Genomic DNA, 16858 nt, shown 5'->3' with positions numbered 1-16858 from the left:
ACTTTCAATTGCCCCCAGTTGAGCGGCGATGCCATTTCCCGAACCATCGGCCATCCGCCTGCGCCAAAGCCGGACGCTGGCATCTGCCCCGAATGAAGGGTTGGATGCGCCTTATATCAATCGGCCAACCAGCCGGATATGATCTCGCCCCTATGCCCTTCGGGCGCCAACGCCGCGCGCAATGCCTCCAACAAGGGCGGCAGTGCCTGCGTGAAAGCATAGGGCGGATTAACGATGAAGAGGCCTGCGCCATTATAGATGCCGGGTTGCTCGCTATCGTACAGCCAATGCTCCACGCACAGCAGCTTGGGGATGCCGAGCTTGCGTAACTGCTCCTTCCACCGCCAATGCGTGGCATGGTCTTTCAGCGGAAACCAGATAACGGTCACGCCATGCGCCCATTTGCGCTGCGCGGCGGCGAGGGTCGCAGTGATGCGTGCGCGCTCGTCCGTTTGCTCGTAGGGCGGGTCGACCACCACTACGCCACGCGCGGTGCGGGGCGGCACCATGGCCAGCCAAAGCTCATAGGCGTCGCGTTCATGCACGGCCGCGTTTGTGCCGCGCATCACACCCCGCAGGGTGTAGGCGTCTTCCGGGTGTTTTTCATTGAGGATCAAGACATCCTGCGGGCGCAAAAGCTGCGCCAGAAATTGCGGCGAGCCGGGATAAAGGCGCGGTTCGTCACCCACATTCACCGCCTGCACGGCGGCGCGATAGTCGTCCAGCAAGGGGGTCGGGTCGGCAAAGGCCCGCAGCACGCCCTGCGTTGCCTCGCCGGTGCGTTGGGCATCGTCGCCGCCAAGATCGTACAGACCGCAGCCGGAATGGGTGTCGATCAGCGTGAGCGGGCCCGGCTTGTGCTGCAAGGCCCGCACCAAGGCAATCAGCAGGCTGTGCTTGACGACATCGGCGCTGTTGCCCGCATGGAAGGAATGGCGATAATTCATAGTGATTCAAAATCCTGACGATCTGCCTTTACGAGTTGCAGGGCCTTCTGCAAAGCGAAGCTAGGCCTTGTCCGCGAGCACGATCATATGCGGTCCAAGATGATTGAGCCGTTCGCCGGCGATTTGGCGATCATGCGCCCGTCCAACGGCAGTCGGAGCCGGTTTGAGAGACCTTCGCCGTTATGGGCAGCGGTAATGGCATCCATCATCCCGTCCCAGGCGCCCGCCTTCCGGCACCGCCCGAAGCGGTTGTGCTAGGTCGTGCGCGGGGCATGGCAGTCGGGCAGAACGCGCCATGGCGCACCAGAGCGCAGCCGCCAGCTTGCTCCCCTCGCCAAGTCTTGCTTCCCTGCTTGGCTAAGGGCACCCACACCTTAGCTCGCTCGCATAAACCTCTGAAGTTTATGGGGTCGTGGCCCAGGTGCCGACCGCCCGCCTTTTCCATGCAGTGCAGGCGCTAGACGATGGAATAAACGCATCAGACGTACGCCATCTCTTCGATTACTGTGCCAACGATAGCTTCCTGTTGCCCCTTCAACGCAGAATGACGCTGGTCAGATCTTCGCCTCGCTTATGCCCCTCGCGGATCAGGTCGATCAGTGCCTGCAACTTGCGCGGAATATGGCGCCGCCCGGCAAAATAGAGCGACAGGCCGGCAAAGGGCGGCGTCCATTCGTCGAGCAGCGGGACCAGTCGCCCGGCCGCGATATGGGGTAGCGCGCCGCGCTCCTCGACATAGGCCAGCCCAGCGCCATCGACGGCCGCGTCTAGGATCAGGTCGGTCGCGTCGAGGACGAGATTGCCCGGCGCGTCGATCAGCATGGCCTCTCCATGCCGCTCGAACTCCCAGCGATAGAGGCGCCCGCTGGATAGCCGCATGCCAATGCAGCGATGGTCCAGCAGATCGGCTGGCACGATCGGGGCACGACGCCCAGCCAGATAGGCCGGTGCGCCGACGACTATCATCCGCAGTTGCGGAAAGATCGGCACGGCAATCATGTCGGGCGGGATCGCATCGGCCAGCCGCGCGCCCGCGTCGAAGCCCTGCCCGGTAATGTCGACCAACGCGCTTTCGGTCACGATTTCGACCATGACCTGCGGATAGCGGCGGCCATATTCGAGGATGATCGGCTGCAGCATCATCCTCGCCGCGCCCGGTGATGTGTTGATCCGCAGCGTGCCGGACGGTTCGCTGGCATCGGCGCCCAGATCATCCACAATTTGGGCGATCGCCTGCAAGGCAGGTCCGATCCCTGCCACGAACTGCTCACCCGCGGCGGTCAGCACCACGCTGCGCGTCGTCCGGTTGAACAGGCGCACCGCCAGCCTTTCCTCCAGCGCTGCGACCGCATGGCTGAGCGCGGAGGAAGACAGGCGCAAATCGCGCGCTGCCGCGCGAAAGCCGCAGTGCCGGGCGACCGCCAGCACCGCCTCCATCTCCGCGACGCTCGGCATCATTGCGCGAAATTCCTCATCAGTCTGTACAATATTGCCCTTCTTATCAGATCGGCGGCGCGGGTCCACATGCAGCGCAGAGACACAATGGAGGCTTCACGCCATGCAGATGATCAGCGAAAACTATATCGACGGCCGGTTCCAGCCCGTGTCAGGCGATGAACAGGCGCCCTTGTTTAATCCGGCCACGGAAGAGCAGATCGGCATTGTCCGCCTGTCCAACGCAGCGGATGTGGATACCGCGGTGGCGGCGGCGAAGCGGGCCTTTCCCGTGATGGCCCACAGCACGGTGCCCGAGCGCATCGCGATGCTGCGGCGCCTGGCCGATGTGGTCGCCGCCCATGGCGATGCGATGGCATCCGCAATGGGCCAGGAATATGGCGCCCCGACCTATTTCATCGACTATAGCGCGCGGCGCGCAGGCTCAGTCTTCCTCGACATGGCCAATGTGCTGGAAAGCTATGCTTGGCAGAGCCGGATCGGGGCTGCGGAGGTCAAAAAGCGCCCGATCGGCGTCGCGGCTGCGATCACGCCATGGAACAGCAATTTCGGCTTCATCTGCGCCAAGCTGGCGACCGCCATCGCGGCGGGCACGTCGATCGTCATCAAGCCGTCCGAAATGAGCGCGCTCCAGACCCATGTCCTGCTGCAGGCGCTCGACCGGGCCGACCTGCCGGCCGGCGCGCTCAACATCGTCAACGGATCAGGCGCAGTCGCCGGGGCCGCGCTCACGGCCCATCGCGACATCGCCAAGATCAGCTTCACCGGATCGACTGGCACTGGTCGGGCGATCCTGCATGCTGCCGCGGAACGCATGGCCCGCGTCACGCTCGAACTGGGCGGCAAGGGCGCACAGATCATCCTCGACGATGCCGATCTCGATGCCGCGGCGATCCAGGCCCTGACAAGCGGCTTCATCAACAGCGGTCAGGCCTGCATCGCCGGCACCCGCATCCTGGTTCCCGCGCGGCTGAAGGGCGCGTTGCAGGATCGCCTGATTGCCGCGCTGGCACATTGGCCGGTCGGTCCAGCCAGCGACCCGGCATCGCGTATCGGCCCGATGGTCAGCCAAAGGCAATGGGACCGGGTGCAATCCTATATCCGGCTCGGTCAGGCCGAAGGCGCAACCCTGCTGGCGGGTGGCGAAGGGCGGCCCATGGGGCTGGATCGCGGCTGGTTCGTCCGGCCCACGCTGTTCACCGATGTCGACAATGATATGCGCATCGCGCGCGAGGAGATATTCGGCCCAGTGCTGTCGATCATCGCCTATCAGGATGACGCGCATGCAATCCGGATCGCCAACGATAGCGATTATGGCCTGCAAAATTATCTGCTGGGCACAGACCCCGACCGGCTGAAGCGCGTGGCACGACAGCTGGATTCCGGCCGGGTCGTCATCAACGGCGCCGCGCATGAACCGCTCGCCCCCTTTGGCGGGGTCAAGCAGTCGGGCATCGGCCGGGAATTTGGCAGCTTCGGCCTCGACGCCTTCCTCGAACCGCGCACGGTGCTGGCATGAGCCGGATCGCGTTCGTCACTGGCGCCAACAAGGGCCTTGGCAAGGAAGTGGTGCGCCAGCTCGGCCAGGCCGACATGACTATGCTGCTTGGTAGCCGCGATGCCGGACGCGGCGCAGAGGCGGCGGCAGAGCTGCGCGCCGCGGGGATCGACGTCCAGTCGATCCTCATCGACGTGACCAGCGACGCCAGCGTGATCACGGCCGCCGCTCAGATCGAGGCCGAGCATGGCCGGATCGACATATTGGTCAATAATGCCGGTATGTTGCGGCGCGTGCCGACGATCGAGACGTCGGCGGCGAACATGCGCGAAACCTATGACACCAATGTCTTCGGCCTGGTGCGGGTGACGCGGCAGATGCTGCCGCTGCTGGTCCGATCCGACGCGCCGCGCATCGTCAACGTCGCCAGCACCAGCGCCTCGCTCGCGCTCACCAGCGATCCCGCCACCCTGTTCGGCCAGTCGGACACGATCCTGGCCTATGCCTCGTCCAAGACCGCGATCTTGATGCTGACGCAACATTATGCCCACGCCTTCCAGCGCAGCGCGGCGCACCGGCACATCCGCATCAACAGCGTGACGCCCGGCCATATCGCCACCGACCTCAACGGCCATGCCGGCACCCGCACGGTCGAACAGGGCGCGCGGGTGGTCATGACCTTTGCGACGCTGCCGGACGATGGCCCCAATGGCGGCTTCTTCAATGAGGATGGCCCCCTGCCCTGGTAGGGCAAGGTCGCCCTTCATTCGGCATAGTCGGTGAAGACGAAATCCTTGCCCTTCTCCAGCCGCTCCAGCTTCTGGTGACAGGCAAAGCAGCTCTGCACCACGGCCGGGTCGGGATCGGGGCGGCCGCCCTCGAACTGGCCATAGCCCCAGCCGCCGGTCGCGGCATAGCGCTTCGCATCCTTGACGCTGACCTGCACATTGGTCGGCGCTCCGGCGACGAAGGATTGCGGGGCGGGAAACACCGCATCGTTGCGCGGCGAGGCCTGATAGCGCCAGGCCAGCCGGACGATCACCGCGCCATCGGGAAAAGGCCGTTTGCCATCGCGAAAAGCCTTCACCGCAATGACATTGCCCAGGATCGCGCGGATATCGTTGTTCTTGCCATTTTCCTGCGCCACGCTGATCAGTTTCCAATCACGATAGCCCTTGGGCAGCTTTACGCCATAAATGGGAGAAGCCTGCGTCTCACGGGCCGGGCCGGCGAAGACCACCGATCCGCCCAGCAGCAATGCTGCCATGCCCAGAGCCAAAGTGCCGATCCGTCTCATCGCTTGGCTCCTTCATCCGACCATGCGTGCGGCGTCGAGCACCGCGTTCGCAAAGGCGGCCGGCGCCTCCTGCGGCAGATTATGGCCGATGCCGCCTTCGATCAGCCGATGCGCATAAGCGCCGGTGAACTTGGCGCGATAGGTGGCCGGATCGGGGTGCGGCGCGCCATTGGCATCGCCTTCCATCGTAATCGCCGGGATCGTCACCGGCGGGCCGGCGGCCAGTTTCGCCTCCAGCGCGTCATATTGCGGCTCGCCTTCGGCCAGGCCCAGCCGCCAGCGATAATTGTGGATGACGATCGCGACATGATCAGGATTGACGAAGGAGGCCGCCGACCGGGCAAAGGTCGCATCGTCGAACGCCCAGCGCGGCGACGCCAATTGCCAGATCTGCTTGTTGAAGGCGTTGGTATTGGCGGCATAGCCGGCCTTGCCGCGCTCCGTCGCGAAATAATATTGATACCACCATTGCAGTTCGGCGGCGGGCGGCAGCGGCTTGGCATTGGCGGCCTGGCTGCCGATCAGATAGCCGCTGACCGACACCAGCGCCTTGCACCGTTCGGGCCACAGCGCCGCCATGATGTCTGCCGTGCGCGCGCCCCAGTCGAAGCCGGCCACCACCGCGTGGCGGATGCCCAGCGCATCCATCAGCGCGATGCCATCCGCGCCCAGCGCCGCCTGCTGTGCATTGCGCGGGGTGGCTGCGTCGCGGAAGACGGTGCTGCCATGGCCGCGCAGATGCGGGATGATGACCCGATGCCCCTGCGCCACCAGCAGCGGCGCGACCTCGGCAAAGGCATGGATGTCGTATGGCCAGCCATGGAACAGCAGGATCGGCGCGCCATCGCGCGGCCCCATGTCGACATAGCCGATATTGAGCACGCCGGCGTCGATCTGGCGGATTGGTCCCAGCGCAGGCGGGTTCGCACCGGCAACCGGAGCGGCAAGCGCCCGACCAGCCGACCCGCCTGCCACCAGCGTCGCGGCCATGGCGGCGGCGACACGAACGAAATCCCGGCGAGCCGGGTCTGCAATATCCTGACGCATCATCATTCTCCTATCCATGGGCTGAACCGGGTCCAAGCTGGCCGGCACTCACGGCGACCGCTTCCTGATAGGCGCATCGCCGGCGATGCGCCTGTTAATCGCTGTGATCTGCTGTGAGCGCGCATGATCCCCGTTGTCAGTCCGCCGCCGCCGCCGCCTTCTCGATCAGCCGGGCGACTTCGGGTGCGTGCGATACCATCACGACATGCGATGCACCGCGGATCACCACGCTCTGCCGCGCGGCTGCGCGCTGCGCCATGAAGGCCATGGCGGCGGGCGGGATGTTGCGGTCGGCGTCGCCATAGATGAACCAGGACGGCACGGTCTTCCACGCTGCCTGGGTCGCGGCTTCCGACAGGGCGGCCTCGGCAATCGGGCGCTGCCCCGCCGCCATCAGGCGCGCTTCGGCCGGCGGCACGTCGGCGGCGAACTGGTCATGGAAGCGGGCCTGCAGGATATAGAGATCCTTGCCTCCCGAACCGAGCGAGACCGGCGGCGCCAGTGCCGGCCCAAGCGTGCTGCCGGGGAATTTGCCGGTCAGGCCGATGGCGGTTTCGCCGACGTCCGGCGCAAAGGCGGCGACATAGACCAGCCCCTTTACATTGGCGTGGCCAGTTGCCGCCTCGCTGATCACCGACCCTCCATAGGAATGACCGACCAGGATCACCGGCCCGGCGATGCTGCGAACCAGATCGGCCACGACATCGGCATCGGCGCGCACGCCGCGCAGCGGATTGGGCGCGGCGACCACCCGATAGCCATCCTGTTCAAGGAAGGGGATCACCCCGTTCCAGCTGGAACCGTCGGCAAAGGCGCCATGGACCAGAACGATGGTTGGCTTGACCGGCTGGGCCTGGGCATTGCCTGCGGCAAGCCCCGCCAGCAATGCGCCCATGATGAGAGTCCGCATGTCAAATCTCCTGAGGTTCGGGGTTTCAGACAAGCGTGACCAGGGCATCGATATTGCCCTTGATCGCCTTGGAATAGGGGCAGGTGCGGTGCGCCTGCTCGATGATCTGCCGGGCCATGTCGGGCGCGAGGCCGGGCACCGAGACATTGAGCCGGGCGGCAAGCGAATAGCCTTCGTCGCCATGGCACAGCGACACCTCCGCATCGATCGCCAGGTCATCGGGCAGGGTCACGCCCTTCCCCTTCGCAGCGATCGCCATCGCGCCTTCGAAACAGGCAGACCAGCCGGCCGCGAACAATTGTTCGGGATTGGTCCCCTGCCCCGGTCCGCCGGGCGTGGAAAGAGGAAGGTCGAGGCGCCCATCGGAACTGCGGGCGTAGCCTTCGCGTCCACCGGTCACATGGACCTGGGCGGTGTAGAGCGTCTTGGTGTCGGACATGGCAAGTCTCCTTTTATTGAGGGGGTTCAGCGCAGCGGACGAAAGGCGGTGCGCAGTTCCTGTGCGAACAGCATCGGCTGTTCCCAGGCGGCGAAATGGCCGCCATCGGCCACCGCGTTGAAATAATGGAGCCGGCTGTAGCAGCGCTCGGCCCAGCTTCTGGGCGCGCGGAAAATCTCGCCGGGGAAGACGCTGATCGCGACCGGCAGGTCGATGACGCCGCGCGCGTTGAAATTATTGCTATGGTCTTCCCAATAGATCCGGGCGGCCGAGGCGCCGGTGCCGGTCAGCCAGTAGAGCGAAAGATCGTCGAGGATGACATCGCGGCCCAGCAGCTTCTCGGGCTGGCCGTCGCTAAAGGTCCATTGCGCGATCTTCTCATACATCCACGCCGCCATGCCGACCGGCGAGTCCACCAGCGCATAGCCGATCGTCTGCGGCCGCGTGTTCATCATCGCGGCATAGGCGGCATTGTCGCGATAGAAGGCGGCGAGCTGGTCGAAGGCCCGGCGTTCCGGCGCACTCAAGGTGGCGGGTGGCGGATCGCCGGCGGCAAGGATATGGGCGATCTCGGCCGGCACCACGGCCGGCATGTTGAGATGGATGCCGATCAAGCCCGGCACATGCTGCAGAGCCATGCGCTGCGAGATCACCGATCCGCAATCGCCGCCCTGGCTGACATAGCGATCATAGCCCAGCCGCCGCATCAGCACCGACCAGGCCCGACCGATATGGTCGGATCCCCAGCCCTGCACGCGGGGCTTTTCGGAAAAGCCGAAGCCAGGGATCGAGGGAATGACGAGGTGGAAGGCGTCGTCCGCCGTGCCGCCATGCGCGGTCGGATCGGTCAGCGGGCCGATGACCTTCAGAAATTCCAGGGTCGACCCCGGCCAGCCATGGGTCAGGATCATCGGCAAGGCGCCGGCATGGCGCGAACGAACATGGATGAACTGGATGTCGAGCCCGTCGATCCGGGTCATGAACATCGGCAGCGCATTGAGCTGCGCCTCGACCCGGCGCCAGTCATAGGCGCCCGCCCAGTAACGCATCAGCGGTTCCAGCGTCTGGCGACGCACGCCCTGGCTGTCATCAGCGACCGGCTGGGTGTCGGCCCAGCGGGTTTCGGCGATGCGCCGCTTCATCGTTACAATGTTCGCCTGCGGGATGGCGACGCGAAAGGGCCGAACAGCCGTGTCGTCGATCGCGGCCCGCAGCGCGGACGGGATGGCGCCGGCCGCGCCTGCCAATGCAGCACCTGCCATGAACCGGCGGCGTGATGTCGAATGGGGTTCCGTCATGTTCATTTCCTCGATCCGGGAAGTCATGGTCCCGGAGATAGAGGAGCGTGCGCGGAACGCCCGTTAGTTGGGATGATGGGGCGTTAGCCGTTGCAAATGCGATGATCTGCCGCCCGCGCCGCTGCCGCCAACTAACGCGCCCGCACAGGGCCTAACAGGCAACCGCGCGACCGGCCGCTACATTGCAGGCAAAAGAGCAACCACAAGGCCGCCCGCCATGACCAGAACCCGTTCGATCCGCTTCATCGCCGCCGCCCTGCTGGCAGCCGGTGCCACCACCATCGCCTGCTGCGCCGATGCGATCCGCGCAGCCCCTTCCCTTGCCGCGCCGTTCGGCGCCCCGCGAAAGGCCATTGACGTGCTCGATCATGCAGGCCCCTGGCTGACGCCCGTGCCGGATGGCGTGACCTCCCTGCGCGGCAAGGTGGTGCTGGTGAATTTCTGGACCTATTCCTGCATCAACTCGCTGCGCGCACTGCCCTATCTAAGGGCCTGGCAGGAACGCTATGGCGACAAGGGGCTGGTCGTGGTCGGCGTCCATGCGCCCGAATTCCGGTTCGAGCATGATCCCGCCAAGGTCCGTCAGGCCACAGCCCGGTTGGACGTGGGCTATCCCAATCTTCAGGACAATGACTATGCCGTCTGGCAGGCGTTCGGCAATCAGGGCTGGCCCGGCTTCTATTTCATCGACGCCAAGGGACAGGTGCGCGGCTATCGCGTCGGCGAGGGCGATTATGCCGAGTCCGAACAATTGATCCGCCGCCTGCTGGCCGAGGCCGGTCACGATCCTGCGGCCATTCCCGTGACGCCAATCCAGGGCAGCGGGATCGAGGCGCCGGCAGACTGGCGCAATCTGGCATCGGGCGAAGCCTATCTGGGCCATGACAAGGCAACCGGCTTCCGGTCGCCCGGCGGCCTGCGCCGGGATGCGACCGCAAGCTACAGGGCGGCAACCGATCTGCCGCTGGGCGGGTGGGATCTGTCGGGCGACTGGACCGTCGGATCGGAATTTTCCCGCCTGGATGCCCCCAATGGCACGCTGCGCTATCGCTTCCATGCGCGTGACGCGCATCTGGTCCTGGGCGGCGCACCTGATGGTCACCCGATCCGTTTCCGCGTGACGATCGACGGCGCGGCGCCCGGTGCCAGCCATGGCGCCGATACCGATGCGCAGGGCTGGGGCGAAGTGCGCGAAGACCGGCTTTACCAGCTTGTCCGCCAGAACGGCCCCATTCGTGATCGCACCATCGCCATCCAGTTTGCCCGGCCGGGGGCCAAAGCCTATTCCTTCACCTTCGGCTGATTTCCCGCTCTGCCTCTCGCTGCCCCACTGGTCGTTGCCTTTCGCTAACGATATGGCAGCAAGCCAGACAGCGGCGTGGGTGCCGCCGGAAATGGGACGGTGCAGGCGTGGCGGACGGGGACAAGCAGCTTCTGGGGGAACGGCGCAGCTTCGGCCCCTTCGCGCTGCTGCCGGCTGAACGACTGCTCACTCGCGACGGCGTGCCCGTGGAGATTGGCGGTCGCTCCTTCGACCTGCTCGTCGTCCTGACCGAACAGCCGGGGCAGATTCTTTCCAAGCGCGACCTGTTGAAGCGGGTCTGGCCCGATGTCGTGGTCGAGGATGGCAGCCTGCGCTTCCACATGGCGGGCCTGCGCAAGCTGCTGGGCGAAGGCATCGACGGCGCACGCTATATCGCGACCCAGGTTGGGGTAGGCTATGCTTTCGTCGCGCCGGTCGCGGTGCAGGGGCCGGAGACGGGTCGGACCGTGACGCCAGCCCCTGCCCCGCTCGCACCGACGCATAATATCCCGCCGCGCCTGCCGCACCTTATCGGCCGGACGGAAGATCTGGCGCTGTTGCAGGACCGGGTCATGGATACGCCGCTCTTCACCATCGTCGGCGCTGGCGGGGTCGGCAAGACGTCGCTGGCGATCGAGATCGGCCACGCCCTCGCCCCGCAATTCGCCAATCGCGTCGCCTTTGTCGATTTCAGCATGTTGGAAAATCCTGGCCTGGTGCGGCCGATGATCGCCGGCGCCATGGGCCTGACCGTGCAGAGCGACGATCCGCTGGCGGTGATCCTGGGCCATCTGCGCGATCAATCCTTTCTGCTGCTGCTCGACAATTGCGAGCATCTGATCGCCCCCACAGCTGAACTGGTCGAACATATCATCGACGCTGCGCCGCAAGTGCGCATCCTCGCCACCTCGCGTGAGCCGCTGCGCGTGCGCGGCGAACATGTCCATCGTCTCGACGCGCTCGGCTATCCCGACGATAGAGAAGCTCTGACGTTGGCACAGTTGCGCGCCTATCCCGCGATCGAGCTATTCCTGGAACGGGCGCGCGCGGCCGACAGCCAGTTTCGGGTCGATGAGGGTGACGCGCGCCTGATCGGGGATCTCTGCGCGCGGCTGGGCGGCATGGCCTTGCCGATCGAACTGGCGGCCGTGCGCGCCGCGACCCATGGGCTGGAGGCGACGGCCCGCCAACTGGGGGAACGCTTCAGCCTGATGTGGCCGGGGCGACGCACCGCCCTGCCGCGTCAGCAAACATTGCAGGCGACGCTCGACTGGAGCTATGATCTTCTGTCCGATGTCGAGCGGATCGTGCTGGAGCGGCTGGCCATCTTCGTCGGCCCCTTCTCGATCGACGCCGCGCTGGCGGTGGTTGCCGACGCGCTGGTGGGCGCGGACGATATCGCCGCCGCCGTCGATCAACTGGTTGCCAAGTCGCTGATCGCGCCCAACCGGATGCGTGGCACAGGCACCTATCGCCTCCTGGAGATGACCCGCGCCCATGGTCGCCAGCATCTGCTTGCCCGTGGGCAGTCGGATTTCCACGCCAATGCCCGGCGCCATGCCGCCTATTATCTGGCGGAACTGGAAGCCCTGCTGGCGCAGGAAGATGACGTCCTTCAGGATCAGCGCCCCTTGCGGCAGCAACTGGGCAATATCCGCAGCGCGCTCGACTGGGCCTTTGGCGAAGACGGGGATCGGCGCATCGCCGTGCGCCTTGCCGCTGCCAGTGCGCCGGTCTTCCTCAATCTCTCGCACCTGATCGAATGCCGCAACTGGTGCAGCCGGGCGCTGGGCGAAATAGTGGACAGCGAACGCGGCACCGCGATCGAGCTGGAACTGCAGGGCGCGCTCGCCATCGCGCTGATGTTCACCCGTGGCAATCGGCCGGAAGCCGGCAGGGCGCTCGACCGCGCGCTGGAAATCGCCCGGCTGCTGGAGGATCGCTGGAGCGAGTTGCGCATTCTCGGCCGACTACACATTTTTCATGAGCGGATCGGCGAATATCAGGTCGCGATGGATCACGCCGCGCGGGCAATCCAGGTGGCCGAGGCGGTCGGCGAGGATGAAGCCATCGGCGTCGCCTATTCGCTGTCAGGCATTTCGCACCATCTGGCCGGCAACCAGATACAGGCGCGCACCGATCTGGAAATGTCCCTGGCGCATGCTCCTCAATCGCTGCGCAGCCAGACGGTGCGCTACGGCTTCGACCATCGCAATCGCTCCATCATCGCGCTGGCCCGCACGCTCTGGCTGACCGGTGATGAACAGCGGGCCAAGGCCCTGGCGCGCCAGGCCGTCGAGGAAGCGGCGACGCTCAATCATCCCGTGACGCTCTGCATCGCGCTCATCTGGTCGCTATCGATCCACAGCTGGATGATGGACTTTGCGGCCGCGGAAGAAACGCTCGCCACCTTTGCCGACTGCGCCGAGGCCAATGCGCTCGGTCCCTATATCGCCGCCGCCAGCGGCTTTGCCGGCGAGTTCGCGATCCTGCGCGGGAAAGCAGGCGGCGACGCGCTGGGCGCCATCGAGCAATGCCTCGTCAGGCTGCGCGCTGCCCGTTATGACCTGCTGACGACGCCTTTTTCCATCGCACTGGCCCAGGGCCTGATGCTCGACACCCGTTTCACGGAGGCTGGCACGGTGATCGACGCCACCATCCAGCGATGCGAGGCAAATGGCGAACAATGCCTAATGCCAGAATTGTTGCGGATCAAGGCCAGAATCGCAATCGGACTCCTCGACAGCGCAACCGCGAAATCATCCCTGAATAACGCCATCACGCTCGCGCGCCGGCAAGGGGCTGACGCATGGGAACGGCGATCCGCCGCGGATCTGGCTTCTTTGTAACGGCTGTTGGCGGATAGGTTCTGGGCGTAGGAGAGTCGGGCGCGCCCCTTCCAAGACATTCAGAGCCGGAGTTCGGCTACCCAGGTGCATGATCGCCGCAGTACAGGTCCTGGCCCCTCGTAGAGACAAGGAGACGAGTGAGCTTAGATTTCTATGTCCTCTGCAAGAGCTGAAGCATCCTCCACGTCAACTTCCAGTGCCCCATTTATCAACCAATGGCCGCAGGAGAAACGCGCGATAGGCCTACTGATTGCGTTGGCGCTCCCGTTCCTCCGTCTGCCAGACGGTATCGCCGCTTTGCCAATGGGTCGGGCAGCCCCTGCAATCCTTCATCCATGCATCCTGGAACACGGCAAAGCGCAATTGCACGCCATCCATGACGGCGCGTTCCAGGTCGGCTTCGTAGAATTTGGCCTCCATAAGATCGGTGTTGATGAAGCGCGCATCCTGGAAGCTTGCTCCCTTGAGCAGCGCCTTTTCCAGCGTGGCGGCGGTCATGTCACTGCGGTCGAACCGCGCCCTGGCTGCGCGGACGAAGGAGAGATCGGTGCCGCGCAGTGATGCCCCCTCCAGCCGGGTGCCGCCCATGAAGGCCGTGCTCATCCGCGCGCCGTCGAGGTCGGCGCTGGTCAATTTGGCCCCAGTCAGATTCGCATGACGCAGATCGGCGCGTGCGAGCTTTGCTCCGGTCAGGTCGGCGCCGCTGAGATCGGCATTGGCGAGATCGGTAAAGCGCAGGTCGGCGCCGGGGCAACTCGCCTTCGGTCCGATCCGGCAGCCATTGACGATCCAGGGATCGGGGCGCTCCTCGACATTGGTGGTGAGCATCTGGGCAGTGGCTGGCGGGACAGCCAGCGATGCGGCCAGCAGGGACAGGATGATGCGCATGGCAGGTTCCCCATGAAAACGGAGTCCGCCCGGTCGGTCGGCAAGGGAGGCGCCGGCCGACCGGGCGGATCGGCACCGGGGGTGATGAGGCCCCGGTGATGCCGGAAGGGGATCAGCCTTCGGGCAGTTCGAACACCCAGAATGAGCCACCCTGGCTGACCGAGCGCGTGAGGTCGGCCATGTCGCCACCCCATAGCGGCACCGCGCCGCCATAGCCCGAGGCGAGGCCGATATATTGCTTGCCATCCATCTCCCAGGTGATAGGCACGGACACCACGCCCGACCCGGTCTGGAATTTCCACAGCTCCTCGCCAGTCTTGGCGTTGAACAGCTTCACATAGCCGGCGCTGGTGCCCTGGACGACTATATTGCCCTTGGTGGTCAGGTTGCCGCCCCATAGCGGCAGATGTTCCTTTACCTCCCAGGCGATCTTGCCGGTCTTGGGGTCCAGCGCCCGCAGCACGCCGACATGATCGTCGAACTGCTTGCGGATGCGGAAGCCCTGGCCAAGATAGGCTGCACCCTTGTTATAGGTGACATTCTCGGTCCAGTAATCCTCCGACCAGTCGTTGGACGGGATGTAGAACAGTCCGGTTCCCGGATTGTAGGACATGGGCATCCAGTTGGTGCCGCCCAGGAAATTGGGGGTGACCTTGATCACGTCCCCCTTGTCCTGGCCTGGTGCAGGCGGCGGCGGGCGTTGCCCCGGATTTTCGATCGGCCGGCCATTGGCTACATCCCATTTGCTGGCCCAGCTGATGTTCGGGACGAAGGGATAGATGCCCAGCGCCGATCCCTTCTGCTTGCTGATTTTGCCGTCGCGTTTGGTCAGCTTGTCGAGATCGGTCAGGAAGAAATAGCCGTTGCGATCGGCATGGGCGCCGGCGCGGATCGTCTTGCCGTCCTTTTCCAGATCGAACAGCACGATCGGATTATTGCCCGAAAAGTCCCAGGCGTCGTTGGGCGTATGCTGGAAGAAGCCCACCGGCTCGCCGGTCGAGGGTTCGATATAGACCTGGCCCGATGTATAGAGACTGTCGCCCGGCGAACGCTTCCAGGTATTCCACGGCGCGGGATTGCCGGTGCCGATGACGATCGTGTTGGTCTTCACGTCAAAGGTCGCCGACTGCCAGGGCGCGCCGCCGCCATGGTTCCACGCCTCGACCTTCTTGCCATCCTTGTCATTGGGCCAGCTCGGCGCCTTGGGATCGCCGGTGAAGCTCGACGGCTTGCCGTTGAGGCGTCCCTGATGCCCCTCGACCATTGGCCGCATCCAGATTTCCTCGCCGGTGTCGGGATCGCGGGCATAAAGTTCGCCCACCACGCCGAATTCATCACCGGACGATCCGTGGATCAGCATGACCCGGCCGGTCTTCCGGTCCTTCACGATCGTCGGCGCGCCGGTCATGGTGTAGCCGGCCTTGTGATCCTGGAACTTCTTGTTCCACACCACCTTGCCGGTCTTGCGGTCGAGCGCGATCATGGAGGCGTCGAGCGTGCCGAGGAAGATCTTGTCGCCATAGATGGCCGCGCCGCGATTGATGACGTCGCAGCAGGGACGGATGTCATCGGGCAGGCGCGCGGTGTAGGACCAGATCTTCTTGCCCGTCGCCGCGTCCAGCGCGAATATCCGGCTGTAGGATGCGGTCACATAGATGACACCGTCATAGAAGAGGGCCTGGCTTTCCTGCCCGCGCTGCCGCTCGTCGCCGAATGAGAAAACCCATTTCGGCACCAGTTTCTTCGCGGTGTCGCTGTTGATCTGGTCGAGCGTGCTGAACCGCTGGGCCCGCACGCCCAGGCCGTACATCAGTACATTGTCGTTGCTCTGCTCGTCATTCAGGATGTCGTCCCAGCTGACGCCTGGCAGCTTGAAATCATGCTTGGCCGCAGCCCCATTCTGACCCAGCGCCGGCCCCGTCAGCATCGTTGCCAGCGCCATCATCGCCACCAGCCGCCCCCTTGCTCCTCGCATCGCATCCTCCTTGGCAGTGCGGCTTGATCGCCGCTTACCCGGAGAAGTGTAGGAAGGCTTTCTGAGAGCGTCCTGAGCGCTTCATGAGATCCCTCTCAATATCGCTCATGCTTTGGTCCCATGCCGCAGCATGAAACCGACCCCACGCACCGTCAGCAGGTCGGGCGCGCAGGCGTGCGCGGTCAGGCGCTTGCGCAAATAGCCGACATAGACATCGACGCTGTTTTCCGTGACATCGGCGTCGGTGCCCCACGCCATGTCCAATATCTGGCTGCGCGATACCACCTGCCCCGCCTGACGGGCCAGGCACAGCAGCAGGTCGAACTCGCGCCGGCTGCAATCGAGCGGCTTCCCCTCGATCTGTGCCGTCCGAGCACGAATGTCGATCGCCAGCGATCCCAGCGACAGGCGCTCGACATCGCGGCCTTCGCGACGTCGAACCATGACCGCCAGCCGCGCCAGCAATTCCTCGAAGGAGAAAGGCTTGGTCAGATAATCATCGGCGCCGCAGCGAAACCCCTCCAGCTTCTCGTCCAGGCTGGCACGCGCGGTCAGCATGCAGATCGGCAGATCGACCCCGTCCTGCCGCGCTTCGCGGCACAGGTCGGCGCCATCCATGTCGGGCAGGCCAAGGTCCAGGATCGCAGCATGGAACAGGCCGGATGCCAGTCTTGGACGGGCCCGCCGTCCCGATGTCTGCCATTCCACCATATAGCCTTCGGCCATCAATCCGCGATGGACGAAACGGCCGATGCCCGGATCATCTTCCACCAGCAGGATGTTCATGGCACCACCGGCAAGGTCAGCGACACGCACAGGCCCTCCCTCATGCGGTGATTGGCAGCGTCCAGTTGGCCGCCATGCCGATCCGCGATCTGTCAATCGGCGTCGAAACGGGACCCCCGATCGGCGCGCAAAAGGGACCCCCTTTCAAGGATGGCACGACGGTCGA

The 16858-nt window shown here is 64.9% G+C and carries 14 protein-coding genes; 4 read left to right on the top strand and 10 right to left on the bottom strand.

What is annotated here, in order from left to right; all coding sequences use genetic code 11:
• Window positions 1-116: 116 nt before the first annotated feature.
• Together AC0KVN_RS21285 and AC0KVN_RS21280 are read right to left on the bottom strand one after the other, a co-directional pair.
• Entirely contained in the window at window positions 117-947 is an 831-nt protein-coding gene (locus AC0KVN_RS21285) for a 23S rRNA (adenine(2030)-N(6))-methyltransferase RlmJ (RefSeq protein WP_435567969.1), read from the bottom strand.
• 534 nt (window positions 948-1481) lie between these two features.
• Window positions 1482-2405: a LysR family transcriptional regulator gene (locus AC0KVN_RS21280; protein WP_097385635.1), complete on the bottom strand. Its 924-nt coding sequence runs from the start codon at window positions 2403-2405 to the stop codon at window positions 1482-1484.
• A 100-nt stretch (window positions 2406-2505) separates the two neighbouring features.
• Here AC0KVN_RS21280 and AC0KVN_RS21275 point away from each other — a divergent pair, with 100 nt between their 5' ends.
• Window positions 2506-3921 (top strand): aldehyde dehydrogenase family protein, encoded by a 1416-nt coding sequence (locus AC0KVN_RS21275; protein ID WP_435567970.1) that lies wholly within the window; start codon window positions 2506-2508, stop codon window positions 3919-3921.
• On the top strand, window positions 3918-4649 hold the full coding sequence (locus AC0KVN_RS21270) for an SDR family NAD(P)-dependent oxidoreductase (RefSeq protein ID WP_435567971.1): 732 nt from the start codon (window positions 3918-3920) through the stop codon (window positions 4647-4649). Before AC0KVN_RS21275 ends, AC0KVN_RS21270 begins: the two co-directional genes overlap by 4 nt.
• A 14-nt stretch (window positions 4650-4663) precedes the next feature.
• On the opposite strand, the gene AC0KVN_RS21265 is transcribed toward AC0KVN_RS21270, so the two are convergent.
• The 5 genes from AC0KVN_RS21265 to AC0KVN_RS21245 all read right to left on the bottom strand — a co-directional run bounded on the left by AC0KVN_RS21265 (window position 4664) and on the right by AC0KVN_RS21245 (window position 8891).
• A complete protein-coding gene (locus AC0KVN_RS21265) occupies window positions 4664-5197 on the bottom strand; it encodes a cytochrome P460 family protein (RefSeq protein WP_010336000.1) in 534 nt (177 codons plus the stop codon).
• A gap of 12 nt (window positions 5198-5209) precedes the next feature.
• Complete coding sequence (locus AC0KVN_RS21260) at window positions 5210-6244, bottom strand: alpha/beta fold hydrolase (protein ID WP_435567979.1); 1035 nt, start codon at window positions 6242-6244, stop codon at window positions 5210-5212.
• Window positions 6245-6380: 136 nt separating this feature from the next.
• Window positions 6381-7154 carry an alpha/beta fold hydrolase gene (locus AC0KVN_RS21255; RefSeq protein WP_435567972.1) on the bottom strand — a complete coding sequence of 258 codons (774 nt, stop codon included), beginning with the start codon at window positions 7152-7154 and terminating at the stop codon, window positions 6381-6383.
• Between the two features lie 25 nt (window positions 7155-7179).
• Window positions 7180-7593 (bottom strand): organic hydroperoxide resistance protein, encoded by a 414-nt coding sequence (locus AC0KVN_RS21250; protein ID WP_287431049.1) that lies wholly within the window; start codon window positions 7591-7593, stop codon window positions 7180-7182.
• Between the two features lie 26 nt (window positions 7594-7619).
• On the bottom strand, window positions 7620-8891 hold the full coding sequence (locus AC0KVN_RS21245) for an epoxide hydrolase family protein (protein WP_435567973.1): 1272 nt from the start codon (window positions 8889-8891) through the stop codon (window positions 7620-7622).
• A gap of 217 nt (window positions 8892-9108) precedes the next feature.
• On the opposite strand from AC0KVN_RS21245, the gene AC0KVN_RS21240 reads away from it, so the two are divergent.
• Together AC0KVN_RS21240 and AC0KVN_RS21235 are read left to right on the top strand one after the other, a co-directional pair.
• Window positions 9109-10194, top strand: coding sequence for a redoxin family protein (locus AC0KVN_RS21240; protein WP_435567974.1), 1086 nt, complete (start codon window positions 9109-9111; stop codon window positions 10192-10194).
• Between the two features lie 107 nt (window positions 10195-10301).
• Complete coding sequence (locus AC0KVN_RS21235) at window positions 10302-13043, top strand: ATP-binding protein (RefSeq protein ID WP_435567975.1); 2742 nt, start codon at window positions 10302-10304, stop codon at window positions 13041-13043.
• 243 nt (window positions 13044-13286) lie between these two features.
• Here the strand turns inward: AC0KVN_RS21235 and AC0KVN_RS21230 are convergent, their stop codons facing one another.
• The 3 genes from AC0KVN_RS21230 to AC0KVN_RS21220 all read right to left on the bottom strand — a co-directional run bounded on the left by AC0KVN_RS21230 (window position 13287) and on the right by AC0KVN_RS21220 (window position 16722).
• On the bottom strand, window positions 13287-13931 hold the full coding sequence (locus tag AC0KVN_RS21230) for a pentapeptide repeat-containing protein (protein ID WP_435567976.1): 645 nt from the start codon (window positions 13929-13931) through the stop codon (window positions 13287-13289).
• A 112-nt stretch (window positions 13932-14043) separates the two neighbouring features.
• Window positions 14044-15906, bottom strand: a complete 1863-nt coding sequence (locus AC0KVN_RS21225; RefSeq protein ID WP_483656376.1) for a methanol/ethanol family PQQ-dependent dehydrogenase — start codon at window positions 15904-15906, stop codon at window positions 14044-14046.
• Window positions 15907-16011: 105 nt separating this feature from the next.
• Window positions 16012-16722: a response regulator transcription factor gene (locus AC0KVN_RS21220; RefSeq protein ID WP_435567977.1), complete on the bottom strand. Its 711-nt coding sequence runs from the start codon at window positions 16720-16722 to the stop codon at window positions 16012-16014.
• Between the last annotated feature and the right edge of the window lie 136 nt (window positions 16723-16858).

The organism is Sphingobium sp. SG1, from assembly GCF_057063145.1.
Note: the sequence above shows the minus strand (reverse complement) of the source record. Positions and strands in the feature narration are given on the sequence as shown.